Origin of the sequence: Paraburkholderia sp. A3BS-1L, from assembly GCF_051125215.1 — a bacterium.
Taxonomy (GTDB): domain Bacteria; phylum Pseudomonadota; class Gammaproteobacteria; order Burkholderiales; family Burkholderiaceae; genus Paraburkholderia.
The window spans coordinates 3143218-3168232 of record NZ_CP120442.1 but is presented as its reverse complement, the minus strand read 5'-3'; the positions used below and the strand labels follow the sequence as shown (position 1 = coordinate 3168232).

Genomic DNA, 25015 nt, shown 5'->3' with positions numbered 1-25015 from the left:
TCACGATTTCAGCCAACTCGATATCTTCGAGCCGGTCGCAGATCGCTTCCCATTGGTCGCCAGCTCAGAAAAGACCAAATATGCGACTAACTGTGTCCACAATGCCGAGCGCACGAAGTCGCAGCCCAGAGCCTCAGGTTCCGGGCACTCGCCATCCCCCGAATTACCCACCTTTCCCCGCCCTGATCCACCGATCGTCGAGGGCTCACCTTCGAAATAATTCCAACATCGGAGAAGGGCCCGTGCGAGAGCGCAAGGCCCGCGGTAATCCAGACGCAAACGACGGGCGGCGCAGGCCGCTCACCTCACTCAGGGGCTTGGCTTGAACATTCGCAAATTCATCGGTGGCACCAGCCGCGACGCGTTGCGCCTCGTGCGCGAAGCGCTGGGTGCGGACGCCGTCGTATTGTCGAATCGCACGCTCGACGACGGCAGCGTCGAAATCGTCGCGCTCGCGGACCGCGACCTCGCAGCGCTCGCGCCGGCGGACGGCGGAGCGCCCTTTGGCGGTGCGCCCTTTGGCGGAGCGCCTCTCGGCGGCACATCGTCCGCCGGTGGTCAGGCGCAGGCTGGCGCGGGCTTCGCGGCGAAGCCGTCGCGCGCCGCGATCGGCGCACCGCCTGCCGCCAGCACTGCGGCGACCGCTGGCAACCCTTACGCAAGCGGCGGCATGCCCGACGTGTTCTCATCGGTGTTCGGCGCGAGCCCGGAGGTGGGCGCGGAGCGCGACGCCGCTGGGGCGGACGCCGCGGCACAAGGCGAAGCCGATGAAGGCAACCACGACAGCGACAGCGACGACACCGCCGTCTCTCTCGGACAAGCCACGCAGGCAAAGCTGAGCGCCGAAGCGTCCGAAGCCGCGGCAAAGCCGTTCTCCGCTTCGCGTGCCGCGGCGGGCCAGCAAGCCAGGCAACCCGCAGTCGAGTCCCAGGACGCACCGCGCACGATGGCCGAATCGAACCCCTGGCTGATCGACCACGCGCGCCGTATCGCGAATCAGCAAGCGAACCAGCAAGCGAACCGGGACACGGCCCAGCCGGGCATGACGCCGGCCGCCGCGATGGCGAAGGGCCTCGGCGTGGCCGCCGACCCCACGCATCGCGCCGATATCGACGCGAACACGCCCGAATGGGCGCGCCAGGCTGCGCACGTCGCGGCGCGCCGCGCGGCCCGCAGCATTGGCCAGAGCCCCGATGCGGCCGGCCCGGCGCCCGCCGCTCAAAGCGTTCAAAGCGCCCCTAACCCGGCCCAGGCCGCCCAGAGCGCACAACCCGCCGCGCCCAGCACCGCACAAACGGTGAGCGAAGCGATCCGCGCGCGCATCGAGCAGGTCGTCAACGAAACCGTGATGCACGAGCTCGCCTCCATGCGCGGCATGATGGAAGAGCAGTTCGCGGGTCTCCTGTGGGGCGAGCATCAGCGCCGCAACCCGATGCAGGGCGCGCTCACGAAGCAGCTTTTCGCGGCCGGCTTTTCGGCGCAGCTCGTGAAGATGGTGGTCGACCGCCTGCCCAGCGTGGAAACCGAAGAGGCCGGCATGGAGTGGGTTCAGTCGGTGCTCGAATCGAACCTGCCCGTGCTCGAGGACGAAGAAGCGCTCATGGAGCGCGGCGGCGTATTCGCGCTGATGGGCCCGACCGGCGTGGGCAAGACCACGACCACGGCGAAGCTCGCGGCGCGCTGCGTGATGCGCTTCGGCGCGAGCAAGGTCGCGCTGCTCACGACCGACAGCTACCGCATCGGCGGCCACGAGCAACTGCGCATCTTCGGCAAGATCCTCGGCGTCTCGGTGCATGCGGTGCGTGACGGCGCCGATCTGCAACTCGCGCTCACCGAGCTCAAGAACAAGCACATCGTGCTGATCGACACGATCGGCATGAGCCAGCGCGACCGCGCCGTGACCGACCAGATCGCCATGCTGTGCGGCACGGGGCGCCCGGTGCAGCGCCTGCTGCTGCTTTCGGCGACCAGCCACGGCGACACGCTCAACGAAGTCGTGCAGGCGTACCAGCACGGCCCGGACAACTCGCCGCTCGCGGGTTGCATCCTCACCAAGCTCGACGAAGCGACCAACCTCGGCAGCACGCTCGACACGGTGCTGCGCTACAAGCTGCCGGTGCACTACGTCTCCACGGGCCAGAAGGTGCCAGAGAACCTGTACGTGGCCACGCGCCGCTTTCTCGTGCGCAGCGCGTTCTGCGTGCCGCGCGATCGCTCGCCGTTCGTGCCGCACGAGGACGATATTCCCGCGCTGCTCTCCGCGCTCTCGACGCGCTCGGCCACGCAAGCTCCCGAGGTCCGGTTTGGATAAGTTCGTGATCGATCAGGCAGAAGGCCTGCGACGGCTGCTCGCGCGCGAAGGCTCGCGCGTGATCGCCGTGACCGGCGGCCACGGCGCACCCGGGCGCACGACCGTGGTGATCAATCTCGCGGCCGCGCTGATCGCGCTGGGCAAGGACGTGCTCGTGATCGACGAGTGCCTTGGTCCGCGCTCGGTCAGTGCGCAGCTCGGCGGCGGCATGCGCGGCGTGAGCAACGAAGCGCGCGGCAATGCCGCAAGCCTCGCAGGAAACTTCGCGCCGAATTTCGCGGCGGTGATGCGCGGCGAGATTGCGCTGGACCAGGCCGTGGCGCGGCATGCGCTGGGCTTCGGCGTGCTGGCCGCGCCGCGCGAGCAGTGCGTGGGGGCGCAGCTGGATGCGCCATTGAGCAAGCTGCTGGCCGGTCCCGCCGATTTCGTGCTGATCGACGCGCGGCTCGACGCCGAAGGTGCGCTCTCGCCGCTCGCCTTGCACGCGCACGACGTGCTGATCGTGATGCGCGTGACCGCGCAGGCGATCACCGACGCCTACGCCTGCATGAAGCGGCTGCATTTCGCGCATGCGATTGGGCAGTTCCGCGTGCTTGCGAACCACGTGGCGAGCGCCGCCGACGCGCAAGCCGCGCTCGAGAATCTCGCGGGAGTGGCGAGCCGCTACCTCGCGGTATCGCTGGAGCGCGCGGGCAGCGTTGCCGCCGATCCGCACATGCCGCGCGCGCTGCAACTGTCGCGCTGCATCGTCGATGCGTTTCCGTCGACGGCTGCCGCGCGAGATTTTCGCCACGTGGCGGCCGAACTGCCGCACTGGCCGCTGCGCCCCGCGCTGTTGGCATCGGCGGGCGCGCCGGCGAGTCCGGAGCAAGCGGCGAATTCATTCGTTTCATCCGCCACGGACGCCCCGTCCGCGAGCGCGACGGCCTATGCGGGATGGCGGGCGGATTCGCCCGTGCACGCGCATCGGCACGTGTGACGGACACAGGAAGGAGAGCCAGATGTATAACGCTCAAGGAAAGATTTCGCAGGCCGAAGTGCTCGCGAAGTACGCGCCGCTCGTGCGGCGGCTCGGATTGCAGCTCGTGGCGAAAATGCCCGCGAGCGTGGATCTCGACGACTTGATCCAGGCCGGCATGATCGGCTTGCTCGACGCTGCGAATCGCTACAAGGAAGATCAGGGCGCGCAGTTCGAGACCTACGCGAGCCAGCGCATTCGCGGCGCCATGCTCGACGAGCTGCGCAGCAACGACTGGCTGCCGCGCAGCCTGCGGCGCACCTCGCGCGAAGTGGAAAGCGCGGTGCATCAGGTGGAGCAGCGGCTTGGCCGCTCGGCGAGCGAGACGGAGATTGCCGAGCATCTGCAGATGCCGCTCGACGAGTACCAGAGCATGCTGCAGGACCTGCACGGCAGCCAGCTCATCTACTACGAAGACTTCGACCGCTCCGCCGACGACGAGCCGTTCCTCGACCGCTATCGCGTCGATCACTCGGACCCTCTCTCGGCGCTGCTCGACGAGAGCCTGCGCGGCGCGCTAGTCGAGGCGATCGAGCGGCTGCCCGAGCGCGAGAAACTGCTGATGTCGCTGTATTACGAGCGCGGCATGAACCTGCGCGAGATCGGCGCGGTGCTGGAGGTGAGCGAGTCGCGCGTGTGCCAGTTGCACAGCCAGGCGGTGGCACGCTTGCGGGCGCGGCTGCGCGAGATGTCATGGGCGGGGACGGAGCATTAGTCGGGCGTAGTGGCGAGGGGTTTCAAACCCTACATGGATGTGTACATCGCGTCATGATGACAACCGCTTCGAGAAGTCCGTCATCAAGCCGGAAACGACTGCGCCGGCCATGGGGTTCGTGATGCTGCAGCGCGCCGTGACGCGCGCTGAGTTCGCTCAGATGCCAAGTGTGAGCGACGTGCTGGCGCGTCGGATTACACGCACGCTGCTCGACTTTGGATCGCTGAATGCGTCTTCGCCGCGAGGCGATCTTTCCTTTGGACTGCCCTTGAAGAGCCTTCCGTTTCTGTTTCCAGTGCTTTGGCCGGAGGTTGATCAGGGGTGAAATGTTTTTTATGGTTTTTGCTGATTTGTGGGGAAGTCGTTTCGCGACCCACTGCTGACAGTCGACCACCAAGCGTTGAAAGGCAGGTATAGGGGCTCAGCAGTCCGTCTATCGTGGCTTTGCACACAGGCAAACCGACGAACATCCCGGTGAAACGCCCAAACCTTGTTCATTGACACATATCAACCGCGTCTGCCGCCACTCGCTCATCATCAGCTATCGAAACAGGGCATGCTGGGGGCGAGTTATGAAAGGACGCATATTCGTCATTGGCGCCTCATTGAGCGGGATTAACGCGCTTTCGCGGCTGATCGCGCTACTTCCCGAGAATTTCCCATCTTCAGTATTTATCACGCAGCATGTGGGCGCTCACAGCCCGGGCATGCTGCCCCAGATTCTCAGCAACGCGGGACGACTGAAGGCCATACATCCCAAGAACACCGAGCTAATCGAGCCGGGGCGAATCTATGTGGCGCCACCGGATCGCCATATGCTTGTGCAGCGAGGATATATACGCCTGTCTCATGGCCCTCAGGAAAATCACACACGGCCCGCTATCGATCCGCTTTTCCGGTCGGCGGCCATCTCTTATGGCCCAGCCGTGGTGGGAGTCGTATTGACCGGACAGCTTGACGACGGTATGGCTGGCTTGCTTGCAGTCAAGGACAGGGGCGGCACCGCCATTGTGCAGGAGCCTTCCGAAGCAACAGCGGCCTCGATGCCTAAAAGCGCTCTCGCCCACGTCAAAGTGGATTACTGCTGCAAATTGGCAGAGATGGCAGCACTTTTCGTTCGTCTCGCCAATGACGACCCGGAGCCCAATGAGGACCGTAATCTCGATGAACTTATCGATATCGAAAACCGGATCGCCGAGGGTATCTTCGATCTTCAGGACTGGTGGAAGCTCGAAGGGATGAGCAGTCCATGTGGTCTGAATTGTCCTATTTGTCGAAGCGCCCTTTACGAGCTGCGCGACAAACGAATGATGCGATTCAGATGCCGCGCGGGACATGCTTTTTCCGCAGAAAGTCTCCTTGCGGAACAAGCTGACTCCAGGGAGACACAGCTCTCGGCTCTGTTCGGTTCGCTTACCGAAGAAGCGACGCTTGCGAAGCGCCTGAGAGACGCGCCTGTCTACAAGGAGCGCATCGACTTGACTGCGAGCCTGAACAGCAAGATCCAAGGCATAGAAGTGGAGTCCACACAGGTTTGTGAATGGCTACGCGCGCTAACTAATCTGGTAGAGCCCGATCCCGACGGAGGATTCTGACCTGCGGGAACGCCCGTCTGCAGGCTGTAAGATGTCGGCTTGAGCGGCGTAAAGCGGCCGCCTGAGGCAGCCTCGGCCGACCACAGCCCATCCCGGAGCGCGCGTTATTTCCAAAAAGTCAGAGCAGAATTTTCCATCACCGCCGACAGCACCAGATCCACTGTCCTCGCAGTTAGCACCCGGAAACAAAAAAGCCGAAGCCCCCGTGCTTCGGCTTTTCAATTCCCCACGCAACTGCCAACCACGCGAGGAACAAGGGCCAGTTACAGCCCGAACGCCGGCAGGCGTCCATCCGGCCCGTACAGCATCGACGTGCCGTTGCCGGTTTCGCCCCGCAAAATCGCGAGCGCCCGGCGATTATGTTCCATGCGGGTGCGAACCATCATGCCGATCGTCAGGTTCTGCCGGCGCGCGCGCTCGGTCGAGCCCAAGAGCCGCGCCCACTGGCCCGCGAGCCGCGCGTCGCCGTCGCAGGCCATCTCGATGCCCTTGCGTCCGGCCGGCAGGCCGAGCCCGGCCAGTTGCGCGTCGCGCACCTTCTCGAGCCCCGCCATGCGCTGCGTGAGCGTCGTCTTCTGTTCGACGATCTGCGGCAGCGCATCGATGCCGTCCGCCGTCGTGAGCGCCTTCTCCTCGAAGGCGAGCAGCGAGGCGAACGCCTCAACCGCGGCGTGTTCGTCGATCAATGTGGCGAGAAGCGCGTCTTTCATCCGGGACCACCTGAAAATGCGGGTTGCGGGACGGCCTGGCGCCCGCGCCCTGCGATTTAGCCGCCCGAGGCCGGCTTGAGCAGGCCGCGCGCGGTTTCGATAATGCCGTCGGCGATCTTGCCGGCGTCGATCTGCAGCGTGCCGTTCTTGATGGCGTCCTTGATCGACTGGACCTGGCCCATGTCGATGTCGGCGGCGCCGCTCGCCGCGAGCGAGCGCAGCGAAGAGGACAGCGACGAAAGACTCACGTTGGCGTCTGCGCTAGTACCCGCTCCGATGGCGCTCGATGCCGCGCCGGCCGATGCCGTGCCGCCCGCGCCTGGCGCGCTCGCGGATTCGCCTTGCTGCGTGCGCGCCGGGCCATCCTGGAGCGAACGCGCGTCATTGCGGTTGGAGGTGTCGATTTTCACGATTGGGCTTCCTGATCCGTATGGCCTTGATAACGGCAACGCTGCGCGCGAACTTTAGCGCGAAAGTCCTGCCGTTACATGCTGTTACGTGTCCTTGCCCACATGGCCGCCGCACCGCATTTTTTACCGGACCGGCAATCCTGCCTTAAATCTGCACCTGCACCGTGGCGGCATCTTTCACGACGCCGCTGATGATCTGCCCGCCGGCCGTGCGCACGCGCACCATCTGGCCTGGCGCGGCGTTATTGAGCACGCTGCCTTCGGCGGAAATCGTGAAGTTCGAGCCCACCGCGACCACCTTGACCGTCTGGCCGATCACCACCGACGAGGCGCTGCGCAGCATGTCGGTGCGCAGCGGCAAGCCTGCCGTGATGCGCGCGAGCGCGACCGCGCCGTTGGCCTGCGTAGGGTCGGTGATGATGGTCTGCGGCAGGCTTGCGAGGTCGCCTTCGCGCGGCATGAAGTCGGCGGCGGAGAGCGTCTGGCCGGCGTCGATCTGGCGGGCGGCCACGTAATAGGTGATGTCGACGGCCACGCGCCCCACCACATAGAGTGTCCACGGTTTCGCGCCGACGCAGCGCACGCCCACCGTCGTGCGGCCCCACATGCGCGCGCCCGGCGGCATGAACGGTTCGAGCGCGGCGCAAGCGGCGAGGCCGCGCGGAAACACCGGCCCGACGCTCACGCTCACCTTGCCCGGCAAGCCCGCGGCCTGCTGCTGGAGGAAGGCGACCACGGTGGCGCGAATGCGTTCGCCGTCCTCCTGGCCCGGCGGCAGTTGCGCGCTCTGCCCATAGGCCGCGGCGCTCGCGACTGCGGCGGGCGTGGTGGGCGCGGAACGGGCGGCGGTTACAGCCGGCGCACGCGTGACCGGCACGGTGGAGAGCTTCGCGGCGGCAGCCGGCGCGGCCGTTTCGACGACGACCGGGGCGACCGCGCTAGACGGCCTGACGACATTCACGCGCTGCAATCCGCCCGTGCCTGCGTTGCCGCTCATGGCGGCAGCCGGATATGCAGACGCATTCGCAGATGCATTCGCCGCTGGCACGCGCATGGGTTGAACGGCGCGCGCGAGCGCGGGGCGCGGCGTGGCCGCGCCGGCGGTGTTAGGTGCGCCCGGCGCGGGAATCGTGACGATCTCGGGCGTGGCGGCTTCGCCCGCGCGGCCGCGCTCGCCGGGCCCGGGGATCGCGATCATGCCCGGCTGGTTTTGCGCTTGCGCGAAATCCTGCTGCGGATCTTGCTGCGCGCTTTGCGTGCGGCGAGCGAGCATGGCTGCGTTCTGGGCGTAAGCGTTAGCGCTCGCGCTGGCGTTTGCCGCAGCGCCCCTCGAACCCGCGCCGCCGCCCTGCGCGAGCATCGCGCTCATCCGCGCGGCGTCCGAGCCCGCGCGGTCGCCGGGGCCCGCGATATAGATCTGCTGCCCAGCCGCTTCGGCTTCGCTTTGTGCGTGCGCGGCGCCGCTCACGGCCAGCGCCGCAAGCACGAGCGCAAGCGCACGCGAGATCGAACGGCGCTGCGCGCGGCGCGCCTCAGCCTCGCGGCGCGCGCCGCGCACACGAAGGGGGGCTTTGTGCGGCATCGTCGTTCTCCATTCATTGCATTGACACGCCTCGCATTCTAGGCGGCGGCCCTCGCGTGCTTGCGTCGAATAGAGGGGGCCTTTACCGGCTATTCGTCCGATTGGTTCTTGTCAGGCGCGCCTAACATTCGTCTCCATGCGTAAAGGCCTGCGGGCCTCGCCCAGTTGCCGGATGCGCGATGCATGCACCGGCGCAGCCCCTCAACTCGAGTCACGGAGAACGCCCGATGCTGGACAAACTCGATGCCGAATTCGCCTTTGGCCGCGAAGCGCTCGATGTACGCGCAACGCGCCAGGCGTTGCTGTCCTCGAACATCGCGAATGCCGATACCCCTGGCTACCGGGCGCGCGACGTCGACTTCTCGGCCTCCCTCGCGGGCGCGCTCAGGCAAGCGGGTGCGGCCACGCCGGGCATCGCTGCTGCGGGCGTCGCTGGCGGCGCGAGCGGCAACTTCCGGCCGCTCGCCCTGGCGCAGCCGGCGGGCGTGACGAGCGGCATGTCGATGGCCGCGACCGAGGCGGGCCATATGGCCGGCAACACGAAGCTGATCCCGACCGGCGGCCAGGCGGACACCTACACGAGCCCGGTGATGTACCGCAACCCGACGCAGCCCGCGCTCGACGGCAATACGGTCGACCTCGACACCGAGCGCGTGCAGTTCGCCGACAACGCGCTGCATTTCGAATCGGGCATGACGGTGCTTTCGCAGCAGATCAAGACCATGCTCTCGGCGATCCAGTCGGGTTCGAACTGAACGAACCGAGTGAACTGAAGGACAACGAAACCATGCCATCCCTGATGAACATTTTCAGCGTTGCGGGCTCCGCCATGTCGGCGCAATCGCAGCGGCTGAACGTGACGGCGTCCAATCTCGCCAACGCCGACAGCACGACCGGCCCCGACGGCCAGCCCTACAAGGCCAAGCAGGTCGTGTTCGCGGTCGACCCGCTCGGCGGCGCGCGCACGGCTTCGGGCCAGCAGGTGGGCGGCGTGAAGGTGACCGGCGTGGTCGACGACCCCACGCCCATGAAGCAGAGCTACCAGCCCGACAACCCCGCGGCGGACGCCAACGGCTACGTCTCGATGCCGAACGTGGACCCGGTGCAGGAGATGGTGAACATGATTTCGGCGTCGCGCTCGTATCAGGCCAACATCGAGACGCTGAACACCGCGAAGACGCTGATGCTCAAGACCCTGACCATCGGCACCTGAGACAGCGGCGCCTGAACCAGCAGCCCCGCGCACTAAACGGCAACACCGCGCAACATCGAGCCAGCAACGTCAAGCGAGGAGAACGCGTTGACCTCCAGCAACACCACCATCGGCGGCAGCACCGCCACCGTGTCGCAGCAACTGCTCGACACCATGAATCCCACGGCGGCTGCGTCGGGCAAATCCTCGGCCAGCGGCACGGGCAGCACGAGCGGCACCGACTTGCAGAACACCTTTTTGCAGTTGCTCGTCACGCAGTTGCAGAACCAGGACCCGACCAATCCGATGGACAGCTCGCAGATGACCTCGCAGCTCGCGCAGATCAACACGGTCACGGGCATCCAGCAGCTCAACACGTCGCTCTCGTCGCTTTCGACGCAGCTCTCGGCGGGCCAGAACGCGCAGGCCGCGCTGCTGATCGGCTCGACCGTGCTCGCGCCCGGCAGCAGCATGACGGTGACGAGCGGCGCAGCGCCGCAACTGGGCGTGACGCTGCCCGCGGCCGCCTCGGACGTGAAGCTCACGATCACCAACTCGGCGGGCCAGGTCGTCAATACGCTCGATCTCGGCGCGCAGTCGGCGGGCACCATCCCCGTTACCTGGAACGGCACCGACACCGCAGGCAACGCAGTGGCCGACGGCGCCTACACGGTGAGCGCGAGCGCGATCGTCAACGGCCAGGCCGGCACGGCCACCGCGCTCGTCGCGAGCAAGGTGCAGGGCGTGATCCAGCAATCGGACGGCGGCGCGGGCCTCTCGCTCGCCAACGGCAAAACGGTCTCGCTCTCGGGCGTGGCCGGCATTCTCTGAACCAGACAAGATTTAAGCGGAGTCGACACTCATGGGCTACCAGCAAGGATTGAGCGGCCTCGCCGCAGCGTCGAACGACCTCGACGTCATCGGCAACAACATCGCCAACGCGAACACGGTGGGCTTCAAGCAGAGCACCGCGCAGTTCGCCGACGTCTACGCGAACACCGTCGCCACCGCGGTCAATACGCAGATCGGCCTGGGCGCGGCGCTCTCGCAAGTGCAGCAGAACTTCTCGCAAGGCACGATCACCACGACCGGCCAGGCGCTCGACGTCGCCATCAACGGCAACGGCTTCTACCAGATGTCGAATAACGGCACGGTCACGTACTCGCGCAACGGCGTGTTCCAGCTCAACAAGGACGGCTACATCACCGATGCCTCGGGTCTCCAGCTGATGGGCTATGGCGCGGGCACGAACGGCGTGGTGAACACGGCGCAGACGGTGCCGCTCCAGGTGCCGACGACCAATATCTCGCCGGTCATGACCACCAGCGTCACCGCGCAGCTGAACCTGAACGCGCAGTCCACCGCGCCTGCCGCGACGCCGTTCGACGCCACCAACTCGAACACCTACAACTATTCGACGTCGATCACGGCATACGACTCGCTGGGCGGCACGCAGCAGGTCAACATGTATTTCGTGAAGGGCGGCCTCGACGCGAGCGGCAACCAGCAGTGGAATGTCTACGCGGGCACGGCGGGCGCGGTGTCGTCGACGGCCGCGGGCACGATGACCTTCGACAATGCCGGCAAGCTTCTCTCCACGGCCGATTCGACGGGCACTGCCACCACGCTCGGCGATATTCCCATCACGATCAACCCGACCGACGGCTCGAAGACCAACCAGGCGATCACGCTGAACTTCTCGGGCACGACGCAGTACGGCAGCGCCAACGGCGTGAACAACCTCGGGCAGGACGGCTATGCGAGCGGCACGTTGTCGAACTTCACGATCGGCGCGGACGGCACCATCACCGGCAACTACTCGAACGGCCAGACCAAGACGCTCGGCCAGGTCGTGCTCGCCAACTTCAACAATCCGAACGGCCTGTTGAACCTCGGCGGCAACCAGTTCCAGCAAACGGCCGCCTCGGGCGTGCCGCAGGTCTCCACGCCCGGCAGCACCAACCACGGCACGCTCACCGGCGGCGCGATGGAGTCGTCGAACGTCGACCTCACGAACCAGCTCGTCGACCTGATCACGGCGCAGCGCAACTACCAGGCGAACGCGCAGACCATCAAGACGCAGCAGACCGTCGACCAGACGCTGCTGCAGATGTAAGCCGCGCAGGCACCTCTAACGCACCGGGCACATCATGGACCGACTGATCTACACCGCGATGACGGGCGCCAGCCAGGCGCTCGAGCAGCAGGCCGTAGTTGCGAACAACCTCGCAAACGTTTCGACCACGGGCTTTCGCGCGCAGCTCGCGAATTTCCGCTCCGTGCCGATGTCGTTCGGCGACGGCTCGAGCGTGAACAACACGACCACGCGCACCTTCGTGCTGTCGTCCACGCCCGGCGCGGACATGACGCCCGGCGCGATCTCGCGCACCGGCAACCCGCTCGACATCGCCATCCAGGGCTCGGGCTTCATCTCCGTGCTGACGCCGGACGGCAACGAGGCCTACACGCGCGCGGGCAATCTGCACGTCGACGAGAACGGCCAGCTCGTGACCGCCGCGAATGACCAGGTGATCGGCGGCGGCGGCCCGATCGCGGTGCCGCCGGGCTCGGCGGTGACGATCGGCCAGGACGGCACGGTTTCGGCGATCGCGCCGGGCAGCCCAGCGAGCGCCATCGCCATGATCGACCAGATCAAGTTCGTGAACCCGCCCGCGGGCTCGCTCACGCGCGGCGACGACGGCCTCTTTCGCACCGCCGACGGCAACCCCGCCGACGCCGACCCGAGCGTGCAGATCGCCACGGAGTCGCTCGAAGGCAGCAACGTGAGCCCGGTGGCGGCGATGGTCTCGATGATCGACAACGCGCGCCAGTTCCAGATGCAGACCAAGCTGCTGCAAACCGCCGACCAGAACGAACAGAGCGCGAACCAGCTGCTCAACTTCAGCTAAGCCCCAGGCCTTTAAGCCTTCCCGGAGAAAGACACCGTGAACCGATCGCTCTACATCGCCGCCACTGGCATGAACGCGCAGCAGGCGCAAATGGACGTGATCTCCAACAACCTCGCGAACGTGAGCACCAATGGCTTCAAGGGCTCGCGCGCGGTGTTCGAGGACCTCATGTACCAGACGCTGCGCCAGCCCGGCGCGAACTCCACGCAGACCACCGAGCTGCCCTCGGGCAGCCAGGTGGGCACGGGCGTGCAGCAGGTCGCCACCGAGCGCCTCTACACCCAGGGCAACCTGCAGCAGACCGGCAACTCGAAGGACGTGGCCATCAACGGCGCGGGCTTTCTGCAGGTGCAGATGCCCGACGGCACCACGGCCTACACGCGCGATGGCTCGTTTCAGACCAACTCGCAGGGCCAGCTCGTGACGTCGAGCGGCTATCCGGTGCTGCCCACCATCACGGTGCCCGCCAACGCCACCTCGCTCACCATCGGCAGCGACGGCGTGGTGACCGTCACCACGCCCGGCTCGTCGAACAACACCACGGTCGGCTCGCTGCAACTGGCCATGTTCATCAACCCGGCCGGCTTGCAGAGCAACGGCCAGAACCTGCTCTCGGAAACCGCCTCGTCGGGCGCGCCCACGGTGACCACGCCGGGCCTCAATGGCTCGGGCACGCTCAATCAGGGCTATGTGGAAGCCTCGAACGTGAACGTGGTGCAAGAGCTCGTGAACATGATCGAGACGCAGCGCGCCTACGAGATCAACAGCAAGGCGGTCACGACCTCCGACCAGATGCTGCAGACGCTGAGCCAGATGCAGGTTTGAGCATGAGCCCGTCCGTACCAAACCTCGCTCGGCAGCACGCGGCGCACACGAATGCGCGAGCGGGGCTGCACACCGCCGTGGCGGCCATCGCGCTCGCCACGCTGGCGGGCTGCGCCTATATTCCGAACCGGCAGCCGATCACCCAGCAGCCGATGACGGCCGTGCCGCCGTCGCCGCCGGTCAACAGCTCGCCGGGGTCGATCTACAACCCCGGCTACGTGGGACGGCCGCTGTTCGAGGATCAGCGCCCGCGCAATATCGGCGACATTCTCACCATCGTCATTTCCGAAAACATCAACGCGACCAAGTCCTCGGGCGCCAACACCAAGCGCGGCGGCAGCACGAACCTGGCCGCGCCGGTTGCGGGCTTCGCTCCGGGCTTCTTCACGCGCATGAATCTCACGGCGTCGGGCGCGAACCAGTTCGACGCAACGGGCGGCGCCAACGCATCGAACACCTTCACGGGCGTGATCACCGTGACCGTGACGAACGTGCTGCCCAACGGCAACCTCGTGGTCTCCGGCGAGAAGCAGATGCTGATCAACCAGGGCAACGAATACGTGCGCTTCTCCGGCGTGGTGAACCCGAACACCGTGGCCGGCGACAACTCCGTGCTCTCGACCGATGTGGCCGACGCGAAGATCGAATACTCCGCGAAAGGCGTGATCGACGAAGCCGAGACCATGGGCTGGCTGCAACGCTTTTTCCTGAATATCGCGCCATGGTAAAGATCCGCTTCCGCCACACGCGCCGCTCGCGCGCGAAGGACCTGCTCACCGCACTGGGCTTCGTGGTCGGCCTCATCTTCGCGTGCGGCGCGCTGCTGGCTTACGCCGTGCCCGCGCATGCCGAGCGCGTGAAAGACCTCGTGTCGATCACCGGCGTGCGCGACAACCCGCTGATCGGCTATGGCCTCGTGGTGGGCCTCGACGGCACCGGCGACCAGACCACCCAGGCGCCGTTCACGACCCAGACGCTCGCGAACATGCTCGCGAACCTCGGAATCTCGATCAACAACACGTCGAGCGCGACGGGCTCCTCGCAGACGCTCAACAACATGCAGCTGAAGAACGTCGCGGCCGTGATCGTGACCGCCACGCTGCCGCCGTTCGCGCGGCCCGGCGAGCAGATCGACGTGACGGTGTCCTCGCTCGCCAATGCCAAGAGCATTCGCGGCGGCACGCTGCTGCTCACGCCGCTCAAGGGCGCCGACGGCCAGGTCTACGCCATCGCGCAGGGCAACGTGGCGGTGGGCGGCGCGGGCGCGTCGGCCAACGGCAGCAAGGTGCAGGTGAACCAGCTCGCGGCGGGCCGCATCTCGGGCGGCGCGACCGTGGAGCGCGCGGTGCCGTCGCCGGTCGCGCAAGGCGGCGTCTTGCAGATGGAAGTCAACGACATGGACTACGACACGACGCAGCGCATCGTGGCGGCGGTCAACAACCTGTTCGGCCAGGGCACGGCGGCGGCCGTGGACGGCCGCACGATCCAGGTGCGCGGTCCAGTCGATCCCGCACAGCAGGTGAGCTTCATCGCGCAGATCCAGAATCTCGACGTGCGCCCGGCGCAGCCCGCGGCCAAGGTGATTCTCAACGCGCGCACCGGCTCGATCGTGATGAACCAGATGGTCACGCTCGACAGTTGCGCGGTGGCGCACGGCAATCTCTCGGTGGTCGTGAACACGCAGACGGCGGTGAGCCAGCCCGGCGCGTTCTCGAACGGCCAGACGGTGGCGGCGCGCCAGTCGCAGATCCAGTTGAAGCAGGACAACGGATCGCTCAAGCTAGTGACGGCGGGCGCCAATCTCGCGGAAGTCGTGAAAGCGCTCAACGCGCTGGGCGCGACGCCCGCGGATCTCATGTCGATCCTGCAGGCGATGAAGGCGGCAGGCGCGCTGCGCGCCGATCTTCAGATCATCTAGGAGCGAACATGGACAACGCGAATCTCGGCACCAGCCTCGACCTCACCAACCGCTTCGCGCTGGACGTGCAGGGCTTCGACTCGATGCGCGCCGCCGCCAATGCCTCGCCGCAGCAGGGCGTGAAGATGGCCGCGAAGCAGTTCGACGCCGTGTTCACGCAGATGATGCTCAAAAGCATGCGCGACGCGACGCCCGACGACGGCCCGCTCGACTCGAAGGACGGCGCGCAGTTCGTCTCGATGATGGACCAGCAGCTCGCGCAGCAGATGTCGAACAAGGGCATCGGCGTGGCGAACGCCATGATCAAGCAGCTCATGCGCAGCATGGGCGGCGATGCAGGCGGCGTGGGTGGCGCGGGTGGAGTCGGCGGCGGCGCGGGCGGCATTTCCGGCGCCATGTCGGGAATGTCGGGCGCGGGCGGCAGCGGCAACGAAGGCAACATGGCGATGCTCAACGCGCTGGGCCGCGCCTACGGCAACGCCGCCGCGAACGGCGCGCTCGGCCGCTCGCAGGGCTGGAACGCCAACAGCGCGCTCACGCCGCCGATGCACGGCAACGGCGACGAAAAGGTGGACGCCTTCGTGAACAAGCTCGCGAACGGCGCGCAGCAGGCGAGCGCGGCCACCGGCATCCCGGCGCGCTTCATCGTCGGCCAGGCGGCGCTGGAGTCGGGCTGGGGCAAGCGCGAGATCATGAAGGCCGACGGTTCGACGAGCTACAACGTGTTCGGCATCAAGGCCACCAAGGACTGGACCGGCAAGACCGTCTCGACCATGACGACCGAGTACGTGAACGGCGCGCCGCACCGCGTGGTGGAGAAGTTCCGCGCCTACGACTCCTATGACGACGCGATGGCCGATTACGCGAGCATGCTCAAGAACAATCCGCGCTACGCCTCGGTGATCAACAACTCGCACAGCGCGGAAAGCTTCGCGCACGGCATGCAGCGCGCGGGCTACGCGACTGACCCGCACTACGCAAAAAAGCTCATGTCGATCATGCAGCAGATGGTCTGATCGGGTGTTCGTGAGCTCAAACGCGGAATATTTGCACGGCGCCCCTAAATTTCCGGCCGCGGCTGCCGCTAATGCAGGCGAGATCCAAAAAAATCTGGGGCGGGGATAACCGCCAGGACGGCGCGCGGCGGTTCAGCCCACGGCGCGCCGGCATGTCCACGAAATTCCGCCAGGCCGATGAATACCGTTCAGTCGAATCAACAGGAAGCTCACGAAGGCGAAGTCCCCGACTATGGCCGGCGCAACCCGCTGGAAGTCGGCGTGCAGTTGCGCAACCTCGCCAATCGCGGCGACTTCCTGACCTTGCAATACGGCGCGGGCCAACTGGTCACGCGCATCCTCGAAGTGAACACGCGCGAGCGCAACTTCGTGTTCGACTGGGGCGCCCTCCCCGAGCAGAACCGCGACGTGCTCGCGAGCGCGCGCTGCCAGTTCCACGCCTCGCCCGACGGCGTGCGGGTGGAATTCGCCACCGCCACGCCGCGCGAGACCGAATTCGAAGGCCGCCCCGCCTTCGAGGCCGATTTCCCCGAGGTGCTCTATTACATTCAGCGCCGCGAGTACTTCCGCGTCGATACGCCGGTGCTGGAGCCCTGCCTGTGCCGGGGCGCAATGCCCGCCGACGGTGAGCGCTTCCAGTTCGAGGTGCACGACCTCTCGCTCGGCGGCATCGGCCTGCGCACGACCGACGAGCGCGCGGCGAACTTCGAAATGGGCCTGACGATCGCGAACGTCGAGCTCGACTTGCGCTCGCACGGCACGCTGCGCGTGGATCTCGCGCTCGCGGTGCTGCGCTTCATCGACTTGCCCAACGGCGACCGGCGCTATCACCTCGGCTTCCGATTCGTGGCGCTGCCGGGCGCGGCGGAGAACAGCCTCCAGCGCTACATCACGCAGCTCGAAATGAAGCGTCGCGCGTTCCAGCGCGCCTGAGCTTCGCGACGGGGCTGCGGGCCGCAGGTGCTCACGCACATGCTCATGCAGGCGCTCAATTTTCGCGCCTCGCTGCCGTTATTACATGGGTTCATCCACGCGGCCCAACGACCCATCGCCCCATCGACGGGGTGCCGGAAAGGCCGCTCCTGAGGATCAAGCATGTCCAACATCTTCTCGATCGGGCTTTCCGGGTTGCAGGCGGCCCAGGTCGGAATTGCCACCGCCGGCGAGAACATCAGCAATTCGTCGACCACCGGCTACAACGTGGAAACTGCGGTCTACCAGGAAGCGGCCGGCCAGTACACGGGCTCGGGCTACCTGGGCGGCGGCGTGACCACGGCCACGGTGCAGCGCGCCTATAGCCAGTACCTCACGAGCGCATTGAATGCCGCGCAATCCAGCAACAGCGCGCTCACCGCGTCGTACACGCTTGCCACGCAGCTCTCGAACCTCGTGGGCAGCCCGACTTCGGGCATCGCCACGTCGATCACGACGTTCTTCTCGGGACTGCAGAACGTTTCGAACTCGCCCGCGAGCACGGCCACGCGCCAGACCGCGCTGTCCGACGCGCAGTCGCTCGCCGACCAGATCAACGCCGCCGGCCAGCAATACGACGCGATGCGCCAGAGCGTGAACACGCAGTTGTCGAACGCGGTCACGCAGATCAACACCTACACGCAGCAAATCGCGCAGCTCAACACGCAGATCTCGATGGCGAGCAGCGCCGGCCAGCCGCCGAACCAGTTGCTCGACCAGCGCGACCTCGCGATGACGAACCTCTCGCAGCTCGTGGGCGTGCAGGTCGTGCAGAACAGCAGCGGCTATAGCGTGTTTCTCGGCAACGGCCAGCCGCTCGTGGTGAGCGGGCAGAACTACAACCTGGGCACGCAGTCCTCCAACTCGAACCCCGCGGAAATGACCGTGGCCTGGCAAGGGCTGCCGGGCTCGACCACCCAGGCGCAGCCGCTTTCCAGCGCGGCATTGCAGGGCGGCACCGTGGGTGGCCTCGTCTCGTTCATGCAGAACACGCTGGATCCGGCGCAGGCGCAGCTGGGCGCGATCGCCACGAGCTTCGCCGCCCAGGTGAACCAGCAAAATGCGCTCGGCCTCACGCTCGGCGGCGCTCCGGGCGGCGCGCTGTTTACCGTGGGCGGGCCGGTCGTCACGGCCAATCTCGGCAACAACCCCAGCAGCACCGGCGCGGTCTCGGCCACGCTGACCAACGCCGCGAACCCGCCCACCGACAACTACACGCTCTCGTATTCGAGCGCGGCGGGCGGCACCTGGACGCTCACCGACACGACCACCAACACGGTGCTCGGCTCGACCACCACCCAGCCGAGCCAGAGCAAGCCGTTCGCGCCCGCCGGCAGCGGCCTGTCGATCACGTCGACGGGCACCATGAACGACGGCGACGCGTTCTCGATCCAGCCGACCGCGGGCGCGCTCGACAGCTTCGCCGTCGCGACGAGCGACCCATCGCTGATCGCGGCGGCCTCGCCGGTGCTGGTCGCGGCGGGCGGCACCAACACGGGCACGGCCAGCGTCACGCAGGGCACGGTCAGCGCGGGCTATGCGGTGGCTTCGCCGGGCCTGCAACTGAGCTATGCGGCCTCGGGCTCGGGCACCGGCACGCTCTCGGGATTTCCGGTGGGCTCGACGGTCTCCGTCACCGTGCCGGGCTCGAGCACGCCCACGCCGTACACGATCACGAGCAGCACCACGACGATCCCCTACGACTCGAGCACGGGCGCGACCATCGCCATCAGCGGCGACGCCAGCGGCACGGCCAACAACGTCAGCTTCACGATGACGGGCGCGCCCGCGGACGGCGACACCTTCACCGTCGCGCCGAACACGAGCGGTGCGCAGGACGGCCGCAACGCGCTCGCGCTCGCGAACCTCACTTCGGGCACGGTGTTCGCCGGTTCGCAGACGCTCACCAACGCGTACTCGAACTACGTGAACACGATCGGCAACACGGCGAGCCAGTTGAAGGCGTCGAGCACCTCGCAGCAATCGCTCGTCACGCAGCTCACCTCGCAGCAGCAGTCCGTGCAGGGCGTGAACCTCGACGAAGAGGCCGCCAAACTGCTGCAGTTTCAGCAGCTCTACCAGGCCAACAGCAAGGTGATCCAGACGGCGGCTTCGCTGTTCCAGACCCTGCTCGGCATCTTCCAGTGAGGCGCTGACCCATGCGTATCGCGACTTCCCAGTTTTATTCGTCCAGCGTGGCGACGATGGAGAACCAGCAATCGCAGCTGCTCCAGACGCAACAGCAGATCTCGACTGGCGTATCGCTCTCGACGCCGGCCGACAACCCGCTCGGCGCGGCCCAGGCCGTGCAGCTCTCGGCCACCAGCGCGACGCTCACGCAGTACGCGTCGAACCAGAACATGGCGCTGTCCTCGCTGCAGCTCGAGGACTCGACGCTCGGCAGCGTGACGACCACGCTGCAGGCCATCGGCCAGCAGGTTCAGTCGGCGATCAACGGCTCGCTCAACGACGCCGACCGCCAGGCGCTCGCCAAGCAATTGCAGGGCGAACGCAGCCAGCTGCTCACCCTCGCCAACACCACCGATGGTCAGGGGAACTATCTGTTCTCGGGGTTCAAGAGCACGTCGCAGGTGTTCACCAACGCCACGGGCGGCGGCGTGACGTATAACGGCGACTTCGGCCAGCGCCTGGTCCAGGTGGGCGGCTCGCGCCAGATCTCGGTGAGCGACACGGGCGCGGCGGTGTTCCTGAGCGTCTCGGCAGCGGGCTCGCAGGCCGTGGCCGGGGGCAGCATGCAGAACACGGGCACCGGAACCATCAGCGGCGTCACGGTGACCGATCCGACCCAGGCCACCAATGGCCATCCGCTGTCGATCCAGTTCGGTACCGACGCCACCTCCGGCGCGCTCACGTATTCGGTGATGGATAACTCGACCAATCCGCCGGCGACGCTCGCGCTGAATCAGCCCTACACGGATGGCGCGCCGATCGACCTCGGCGCCGCCGGCAAGATCGGCATGAACGTGACGATTTCGGGCACGCCCGTGGCCGGCGATACGTTCTCGGTCACGCCGGCCACGGCGCCGCAGAACAGCAGCGTGTTCAGCACCATCGACAGCGTGATCGCCGCGCTGCAAACGCCGGTGAACGGCAGCCCGGCGGCGGGCGCCAATCTCACGAATGCGCTGCAAAGCGGCTTCACCGCGATCGGCAATTCGATCTCGAACGTGGTCACGATCCAGGCGTCGGTGGGCGGCAGAGAGCAGGAAGTGAAGGCGCTGCAAACGGTGACGTCGACGAATGCGTTGCAGGTGACGTCCAATCTCAGCGATCTCACGAGCACCGACATGACCGCAGCGATTGCTCAGTACACGCAACTTTCCAATGCGCTGACCGCTTCTCAGAAGAGTTTTGCTGCGACTCAGAATCTTTCGCTATTCCAGTACATCAATCCCTGACGGGCATTGCCAGGAGCGGTTTCCTGAATCAAAAAGCGGAGGTGCGCGTTCGGTGCACCTCCGCTTTTTTTATCTCTGAGCCCGGGTTCTTTTAAGGGTCATCTTACGTATCACTTTCTTTCGACCCAATAGAATCCTCGCTCTGCTTACGTTTACTTACATTTCTCAGATGCGCTTATATAAGCAGTCCGAAGAGACCCCGGCGTGGGAATAGACCATAGCGCCCCGTCCGGGTAATGAAAAGAACTCGTTACAAGGTCAGGAAATGAGCTACAACAAGTCCATTCGCCACCGACGCTCCCGAACGCCCCATCAGCCCGCATTCCGGCTCGCGATCATGCCTGCCATGCTGACTGCGGCTCCAGGCTATGCGAACGGCGCCGGTGCGGTCGAAGGCGGGGTCGTCGCGGCGGGTATCGGCACCATCGCCACACAGGGCGCCAAAACGACGATCAACCAGGCCACCGACAGGATGGTCGTCAACTGGAACAACTTCGACATCGCCCGTGACCAGAGCGTGGCGTTCAACCAGCCCAGCGCGACCTCGGCGGTGCTCAACCGCGTGACGACAGCGGCGGCGCCCACCCAGATCGACGGTGCGCTGACGGCGAACGGCCGGGTGTTCGTGGTCAACCCCTCGGGCGTGATGTTCGGCAAGACGTCGCAGGTGAACGTGGGCAGTCTGGTGGCGTCGACGCTCAACGTCGACAGCCAGAAGTTCATGGACGGCGGCGAACCCGTCACCGGCATCATGAACCTGTCCGCGAACGGCGGCCAGGGCGTCGTCTCGAACGACGGTCAGATCAACGCGCGCGAAGCCGTCGTGCTGCTCGGCGCGCAGGCGACCAACCAGGGCACGATTCGCGCGAAGGACATCACGCTCGGCGCCGCCGACGGCGTGGCCATGCAGATGAACGGCTCGGGCTTCAAGGTCATGCTCGGGCGCGAAGCGCAGAACGCGCTCGCGGCCCATCAAGGCCGATGGTTCGGGCACAGGCAACCTGAACCAGAACGCGAACCTGGAAGCGACGAAAGGTTCGGTCAACCTCGCCGGCACTAACGTCACGCAAAAGCTCGGCGTCAACACCTATGCCGGCAACGGCATGAATATCGGCACCAGCGGAACGCTCCAGGCAGGGCTGCTGAGCGGCAAGACCGTCTCGGTCGAGGGTGACAGCGTCTTCCTGCTGCGCGACGTGAATGCCGACGGCGATATAGTTGCTCACGCAACTAATCGCGTTTGCACGCCCGCCGACGCGGGATGCAAGACCGGCACGAAGGGCGTGATCCAGTTGGGCAACATCACCAGCCGCAACGGTGGCGTCTTGCTGGCCGTCGATCCGGGCGTCTCGATCGATCCGGCGACCGGCATCCCGACGATCGCCTATACCGGCATGATCGGCCAGTACCCGACGACGCAGACTCGCGCGGCCACCGACATCGTGCTGCGCGGGGTTGCTGTCATCGCGGGCAACAACACGGCGGGCAAGTCGATCACGGTGGAAGCCGCGGCCCCGACGTATCTGGGCACGCTGTCGGCGCCGACGATCAACCTGCCCACGCCGATCACCATTAGCGGCCAGTAACGGGCAGCAGTGGCGGCATCGATTGCCGGGCGCACTCTCCCGGTGATCGCGCCGACGATCAACCGCCCGTCTCCAGCCGGCTTTGGCGCCAATTGGCCGGCTCATACGACAAGGGGGAGGCACGCGTTGCCTCTCCTTCCCTGATTGGCCTTCCCACACCCTTTCGCGTTCCGGCGCCGCCGGCATGTCTTGCGGATTGGGTCGCGCCGATTTGCACCCCTGATTTTCTTCGCACCTTGAAAGCCTCCAACCGGTACCGGCACCTTTGCCATCGCCTCGGCCCTGCCTGTTTGCCGCTGCTCGGCCTGACGGCGTGACATGTTTCCGCACAAGCCTTCGAACTCCCCAACGCCGGCGCGTTGATCCGGCAGAACGCCGATACGACGCGCGGCATCGAAGGCGAGTCCGGCGGCGAGCGCGCGAGCGCGTTGCCGCCGTCGACGCCGGCCCAGACGCCGCCCGCCGAGGGCGAGTTCAGCTTCGTCGTCAACGCATTCACCTTCGATGGCGCACTTTCCTACGCGGAGCAGCAGCGCGTCGACGCCTTCCTCGCGCCGTGGCGCGGGCGCAGCGTGACGCTCGCACAATTGCATGCGCTGCGCGACGAACTGACAACGGTGCTGTACAACGGCGGCGATACACTCGTGCGCGTGACGCTGCCGCCGCAGACCGTCACGGCAGGCGTGGTGCGCTTCGGCATCGAGCGCGCCCATGTGGAATCGGTCGCCGTGAAGAATGGTTCGAAGGTACATGCCCGGCCTCGGCGACCAGTTGCAGGCGACCGTCTACTTCACGCCGCGTTTCATGCAGACGAGCTCGGGCGAAGAAGGGCGAACGCGCCTCGGCCGGCTGTCCTACGACATGCTGACCGGCTTGGGCGCGAGCCGGGCGGGCATTGCGTACTCGCATGTCGATTACAAGCTTGGCGAGGAATTCAGCGGCCTCGGCACGGGGAGCGCCGACGTTGCCAGCGTATATGGCTCTTCGCCGGTGATCCGCACCGCCAATGCGAGTCTCGACCTCGGCGCGAGCATGGAGGCGTGGTTCACGACCGACGAGCGGCTCGACAACATCCTCGTGAGCCGGCAACGCAACTACGTTGCGTCGATGCGGGCCGACGGCAACTACTACGGCAAGTGGGGCGAGCGCCGCAACGCGACGCAGTACAGCTTCGTCACGAGCTATGGCACGACCACGCAGAAGGAATACGACTACAGCAGCGCCAACCCCGAGTATGTGGACCGCCGGTTCAATTCCCTGAAGATCGAACCGTCCGCGACTTTCATTCAGGCGCTGACATCGACCACGCAAGCGACGCTCTCGGTGCATGGCCAATGGGCGAGCCGCAGCCTGAACGGTTCGCAGCGGCTCGGCCTGGGTGGACCGACGGCCGTGCGCGCGTACGACCAGAACACCGCGTCTGTCGACGACGGCGTGATTGCTTCCGTTGGCGTGAGCCAGTTCATCCCGCCGCTGCCGGGCGTCGCGTTGCAGGTTTTCTATGACGACGCGCGCGGCCGGATCCGCAGCGATGGCGCCATGACGGGGGCGTCGGTGCACTTGCAGGGTTACGGGATTGGTGCGAGCTATACGGGCAAGCGCGTGTCGGCGCAGATCAGCTACGCGATGCGCGCGGGACCCGCGCCCGAGCATGCGGCGCGTCAGCAGACGTGGGTGACGGTTACGGCGGCGATTTAGGGAGGCCGCACGGTGTTGCAGAACCTCACGGCACTGGCCGCAACCCCGCCGCGACCCGCCCCATCTGCTCGACCCCGCCATCGAAAAGCCGCGCGAAGTACGGAATCAAATTCGGCATCATCAGCTGAATCAGCAGCAAGCCCACCAGCATCGTGAGCGCAAATCCAATCTGAAAGATCCCGATCTGCGGCGCGGCGCGATTCAAAATGCCGAGCGAGATATTCGTGATGAGCAACGCCACCACCACCGGCAGCGAGAGCAGCAGCCCGGCATTGAACACCGTCGCGCCCCAGCTCACGATCAGCCGGTAGCCATTGCCGGAAAGCACGTTCGCCGACACCGGCACGCTATGAAACGTCTCCACCAGCGCGGCAATCATCTGCAAATGCCCGTCGAAGACGAGAAACGCGAGCATCGCCATGATGTTGAGCCACGACGAAAGCGCAGGCGTAGAAGTATTGGCCTGCGGATCGAAGAATGACGCAAAGCCCAGCCCCATCCCCAGCCCCATCAAATCGCCGGCCGCCGTCACCACCGCGAACACGATCTGCATCGTAAAGCCCAGTGCCGCGCCGATCAGAAACTGATTAACCAGAATCCACACGCCCTCAGCCGAAAACACCGAGACCTGCGGCATGGACTGAAGCGTGGGTGCAACGATCAGCGTCGTGAACGCCGCAAGCCCGATCTTCACGCGCGTGGGCACGGAGCGATGGCCCACCAGCGGCGCGGCGGCCACCAGCGCGAGAATGCGCGTGAACGGCCAGAGGAACGCGGTGAGCCAGAGATTGAGCTGAGCGTAGGTGACGGTGAACATCGGCGGGCGTCTGCGAACGCAGGAAAGCGTGCGGGAATATGACCGCTCAGCTCGCGAGCGCCGGAATGCTCGCGAACATGCGATGCATGTAGTCGAGCATCGTCGTGAGCATCCACGGTCCGGCAATCACGAGCGTCACCGCAATCGCGATGAGCTTGGGAATGAACGAGAGCGTGCTTTCGTTGATTTGCGTGGCCGCCTGGAACAGGCTCACCACGAGACCCACCGCGAGCGACACGAGCAACAGCGGCGCGGCCAGCAGCAGCGCCACGTACATGGCTTCGTGCGAAAGGGTCAAGACGGTTTCGGGCGTCATGGCGAA

At 66.1% G+C, this 25015-nt stretch carries 25 protein-coding genes and 1 pseudogene; 21 read left to right on the top strand and 5 right to left on the bottom strand.

Going from position 1 to position 25015, the window contains the following annotated elements:
• The first annotated feature begins 322 nt into the window (after nt 1-322).
• The 5 genes from flhF (at nt 323) to P5W99_RS14515 (ending at nt 5639) form a co-directional block, all read left to right on the top strand.
• The gene (gene flhF / locus P5W99_RS14535) at nt 323-2311 is read left to right on the top strand and encodes a flagellar biosynthesis protein FlhF (RefSeq protein WP_421025029.1); all 1989 of its coding nucleotides are present in this window, start codon (nt 323-325) and stop codon (nt 2309-2311) included.
• Nucleotides 2304-3290 (top strand): MinD/ParA family ATP-binding protein, encoded by a 987-nt coding sequence (locus P5W99_RS14530; RefSeq protein ID WP_421073826.1) that lies wholly within the window; start codon nt 2304-2306, stop codon nt 3288-3290. Before flhF ends, P5W99_RS14530 begins: the two co-directional genes overlap by 8 nt.
• A gap of 22 nt (nt 3291-3312) precedes the next feature.
• Nucleotides 3313-4044: an RNA polymerase sigma factor FliA gene (locus tag P5W99_RS14525; RefSeq protein ID WP_421025027.1), complete on the top strand. Its 732-nt coding sequence runs from the start codon at nt 3313-3315 to the stop codon at nt 4042-4044.
• A gap of 37 nt (nt 4045-4081) precedes the next feature.
• Nucleotides 4082-4369, top strand: coding sequence for a hypothetical protein (locus tag P5W99_RS14520; protein ID WP_421025026.1), 288 nt, complete (start codon nt 4082-4084; stop codon nt 4367-4369).
• Between the two features lie 247 nt (nt 4370-4616).
• Nucleotides 4617-5639 (top strand): chemotaxis protein CheB, encoded by a 1023-nt coding sequence (locus P5W99_RS14515; protein WP_434661243.1) that lies wholly within the window; start codon nt 4617-4619, stop codon nt 5637-5639.
• A gap of 263 nt (nt 5640-5902) precedes the next feature.
• On the opposite strand, the gene P5W99_RS14510 is transcribed toward P5W99_RS14515, so the two are convergent.
• The 3 genes from P5W99_RS14510 to flgA form a co-directional block, all read right to left on the bottom strand.
• Nucleotides 5903-6349, bottom strand: a complete 447-nt coding sequence (locus tag P5W99_RS14510) for a flagella synthesis protein FlgN (protein WP_421025024.1) — start codon at nt 6347-6349, stop codon at nt 5903-5905.
• 56 nt (nt 6350-6405) lie between these two features.
• Complete coding sequence (gene flgM / locus P5W99_RS14505) at nt 6406-6759, bottom strand: flagellar biosynthesis anti-sigma factor FlgM (RefSeq protein ID WP_421025023.1); 354 nt, start codon at nt 6757-6759, stop codon at nt 6406-6408.
• Between the two features lie 145 nt (nt 6760-6904).
• Nucleotides 6905-8341 carry a flagellar basal body P-ring formation chaperone FlgA gene (gene flgA, locus P5W99_RS14500; protein WP_421025022.1) on the bottom strand — a complete coding sequence of 479 codons (1437 nt, stop codon included), beginning with the start codon at nt 8339-8341 and terminating at the stop codon, nt 6905-6907.
• Nucleotides 8342-8568: 227 nt separating this feature from the next.
• Here flgA and P5W99_RS14495 point away from each other — a divergent pair, with 227 nt between their 5' ends.
• From P5W99_RS14495 to P5W99_RS14420, 16 genes and pseudogenes are all read left to right on the top strand, one after another.
• Nucleotides 8569-9096: a flagellar basal body protein gene (locus P5W99_RS14495; protein WP_421025021.1), complete on the top strand. Its 528-nt coding sequence runs from the start codon at nt 8569-8571 to the stop codon at nt 9094-9096.
• A 32-nt stretch (nt 9097-9128) separates the two neighbouring features.
• Nucleotides 9129-9554, top strand: a complete 426-nt coding sequence (gene flgC / locus P5W99_RS14490; RefSeq protein WP_421025020.1) for a flagellar basal body rod protein FlgC — start codon at nt 9129-9131, stop codon at nt 9552-9554.
• A gap of 153 nt (nt 9555-9707) precedes the next feature.
• On the top strand, nt 9708-10364 hold the full coding sequence (locus P5W99_RS14485) for a flagellar hook assembly protein FlgD (protein WP_421025288.1): 657 nt from the start codon (nt 9708-9710) through the stop codon (nt 10362-10364).
• 31 nt (nt 10365-10395) lie between these two features.
• Nucleotides 10396-11649: a flagellar hook protein FlgE gene (gene flgE, locus P5W99_RS14480; RefSeq protein WP_434661240.1), complete on the top strand. Its 1254-nt coding sequence runs from the start codon at nt 10396-10398 to the stop codon at nt 11647-11649.
• A gap of 34 nt (nt 11650-11683) precedes the next feature.
• Nucleotides 11684-12442 (top strand): flagellar basal-body rod protein FlgF, encoded by a 759-nt coding sequence (gene flgF, locus P5W99_RS14475; protein ID WP_421025018.1) that lies wholly within the window; start codon nt 11684-11686, stop codon nt 12440-12442.
• 36 nt (nt 12443-12478) lie between these two features.
• Complete coding sequence (gene flgG, locus P5W99_RS14470) at nt 12479-13267, top strand: flagellar basal-body rod protein FlgG (protein ID WP_421025017.1); 789 nt, start codon at nt 12479-12481, stop codon at nt 13265-13267.
• A 2-nt stretch (nt 13268-13269) separates the two neighbouring features.
• Nucleotides 13270-13995, top strand: coding sequence for a flagellar basal body L-ring protein FlgH (locus P5W99_RS14465; protein ID WP_421025016.1), 726 nt, complete (start codon nt 13270-13272; stop codon nt 13993-13995).
• Nucleotides 13989-15185, top strand: coding sequence for a flagellar basal body P-ring protein FlgI (locus P5W99_RS14460; protein WP_421025015.1), 1197 nt, complete (start codon nt 13989-13991; stop codon nt 15183-15185). The genes P5W99_RS14465 and P5W99_RS14460 overlap by 7 nt, the downstream gene beginning before the upstream one ends.
• 8 nt (nt 15186-15193) lie before the next feature.
• Nucleotides 15194-16201 (top strand): flagellar assembly peptidoglycan hydrolase FlgJ, encoded by a 1008-nt coding sequence (flgJ, locus tag P5W99_RS14455; RefSeq protein WP_421025014.1) that lies wholly within the window; start codon nt 15194-15196, stop codon nt 16199-16201.
• Nucleotides 16202-16378: 177 nt separating this feature from the next.
• The gene (locus P5W99_RS14450) at nt 16379-17134 is read left to right on the top strand and encodes a flagellar brake protein (protein WP_421025013.1); all 756 of its coding nucleotides are present in this window, start codon (nt 16379-16381) and stop codon (nt 17132-17134) included.
• Between the two features lie 162 nt (nt 17135-17296).
• Complete coding sequence (gene flgK / locus P5W99_RS14445; RefSeq protein ID WP_421025012.1) at nt 17297-19321, top strand: flagellar hook-associated protein FlgK; 2025 nt, start codon at nt 17297-17299, stop codon at nt 19319-19321.
• An 11-nt stretch (nt 19322-19332) separates the two neighbouring features.
• On the top strand, nt 19333-20592 hold the full coding sequence (flgL, locus tag P5W99_RS14440; protein ID WP_421025011.1) for a flagellar hook-associated protein FlgL: 1260 nt from the start codon (nt 19333-19335) through the stop codon (nt 20590-20592).
• Nucleotides 20593-20857: 265 nt separating this feature from the next.
• The gene (locus P5W99_RS14435; protein ID WP_421025010.1) at nt 20858-21652 is read left to right on the top strand and encodes a filamentous hemagglutinin N-terminal domain-containing protein; all 795 of its coding nucleotides are present in this window, start codon (nt 20858-20860) and stop codon (nt 21650-21652) included.
• Between the two features lie 43 nt (nt 21653-21695).
• A complete protein-coding gene (locus P5W99_RS14430) occupies nt 21696-22178 on the top strand; it encodes a hypothetical protein (RefSeq protein WP_421025009.1) in 483 nt (160 codons plus the stop codon).
• Between the two features lie 359 nt (nt 22179-22537).
• Nucleotides 22538-22810 (top strand): annotated as a pseudogene (locus P5W99_RS14425) (ShlB/FhaC/HecB family hemolysin secretion/activation protein); the annotation flags it as partial.
• A 118-nt stretch (nt 22811-22928) separates the two neighbouring features.
• Nucleotides 22929-23876, top strand: a complete 948-nt coding sequence (locus P5W99_RS14420) for a ShlB/FhaC/HecB family hemolysin secretion/activation protein (protein WP_421025008.1) — start codon at nt 22929-22931, stop codon at nt 23874-23876.
• A gap of 25 nt (nt 23877-23901) precedes the next feature.
• On the opposite strand, the gene fliR is transcribed toward P5W99_RS14420, so the two are convergent.
• Nucleotides 23902-24693 carry a flagellar biosynthetic protein FliR gene (fliR, locus tag P5W99_RS14415; protein WP_421025007.1) on the bottom strand — a complete coding sequence of 264 codons (792 nt, stop codon included), beginning with the start codon at nt 24691-24693 and terminating at the stop codon, nt 23902-23904.
• A 46-nt stretch (nt 24694-24739) separates the two neighbouring features.
• A complete protein-coding gene (gene fliQ, locus P5W99_RS14410) occupies nt 24740-25009 on the bottom strand; it encodes a flagellar biosynthesis protein FliQ (protein ID WP_421025006.1) in 270 nt (89 codons plus the stop codon).
• Between the last annotated feature and the right edge of the window lie 6 nt (nt 25010-25015).

Excerpts from the sequence above, each read along its gene's own strand:
- P5W99_RS14485 (WP_421025288.1), top strand. The coding sequence starts at position 9,708 with ATGAATCCCACGGCGGCTGCGTCGGGCAAATCCTCGGCCAGCGGCACG.
- P5W99_RS14435 (WP_421025010.1), top strand. The coding sequence starts at position 20,858 with ATGAGCTACAACAAGTCCATTCGCCACCGACGCTCCCGAACGCCCCAT.
- P5W99_RS14520 (WP_421025026.1), top strand. The coding sequence starts at position 4,082 with ATGTGTACATCGCGTCATGATGACAACCGCTTCGAGAAGTCCGTCATC.
- flgF (WP_421025018.1), top strand. The coding sequence starts at position 11,684 with ATGGACCGACTGATCTACACCGCGATGACGGGCGCCAGCCAGGCGCTC.
- flgC (WP_421025020.1), top strand. The coding sequence starts at position 9,129 with ATGCCATCCCTGATGAACATTTTCAGCGTTGCGGGCTCCGCCATGTCG.
- fliR (WP_421025007.1), bottom strand. The coding sequence starts at position 24,693 with ATGTTCACCGTCACCTACGCTCAGCTCAATCTCTGGCTCACCGCGTTC.
- P5W99_RS14465 (WP_421025016.1), top strand. The coding sequence starts at position 13,270 with ATGAGCCCGTCCGTACCAAACCTCGCTCGGCAGCACGCGGCGCACACG.
- P5W99_RS14510 (WP_421025024.1), bottom strand. The coding sequence starts at position 6,349 with ATGAAAGACGCGCTTCTCGCCACATTGATCGACGAACACGCCGCGGTT.
- P5W99_RS14420 (WP_421025008.1), top strand. The coding sequence starts at position 22,929 with ATGCCCGGCCTCGGCGACCAGTTGCAGGCGACCGTCTACTTCACGCCG.
- P5W99_RS14430 (WP_421025009.1), top strand. The coding sequence starts at position 21,696 with ATGAATATCGGCACCAGCGGAACGCTCCAGGCAGGGCTGCTGAGCGGC.
- flgA (WP_421025022.1), bottom strand. The coding sequence starts at position 8,341 with ATGCCGCACAAAGCCCCCCTTCGTGTGCGCGGCGCGCGCCGCGAGGCT.
- P5W99_RS14525 (WP_421025027.1), top strand. The coding sequence starts at position 3,313 with ATGTATAACGCTCAAGGAAAGATTTCGCAGGCCGAAGTGCTCGCGAAG.
- P5W99_RS14495 (WP_421025021.1), top strand. The coding sequence starts at position 8,569 with ATGCTGGACAAACTCGATGCCGAATTCGCCTTTGGCCGCGAAGCGCTC.
- P5W99_RS14515 (WP_434661243.1), top strand. The coding sequence starts at position 4,617 with ATGAAAGGACGCATATTCGTCATTGGCGCCTCATTGAGCGGGATTAAC.
- P5W99_RS14450 (WP_421025013.1), top strand. The coding sequence starts at position 16,379 with ATGAATACCGTTCAGTCGAATCAACAGGAAGCTCACGAAGGCGAAGTC.
- P5W99_RS14460 (WP_421025015.1), top strand. The coding sequence starts at position 13,989 with ATGGTAAAGATCCGCTTCCGCCACACGCGCCGCTCGCGCGCGAAGGAC.
- fliQ (WP_421025006.1), bottom strand. The coding sequence starts at position 25,009 with ATGACGCCCGAAACCGTCTTGACCCTTTCGCACGAAGCCATGTACGTG.
- flgK (WP_421025012.1), top strand. The coding sequence starts at position 17,297 with ATGTCCAACATCTTCTCGATCGGGCTTTCCGGGTTGCAGGCGGCCCAG.
- flgJ (WP_421025014.1), top strand. The coding sequence starts at position 15,194 with ATGGACAACGCGAATCTCGGCACCAGCCTCGACCTCACCAACCGCTTC.
- flgE (WP_434661240.1), top strand. The coding sequence starts at position 10,396 with ATGGGCTACCAGCAAGGATTGAGCGGCCTCGCCGCAGCGTCGAACGAC.
- flgL (WP_421025011.1), top strand. The coding sequence starts at position 19,333 with ATGCGTATCGCGACTTCCCAGTTTTATTCGTCCAGCGTGGCGACGATG.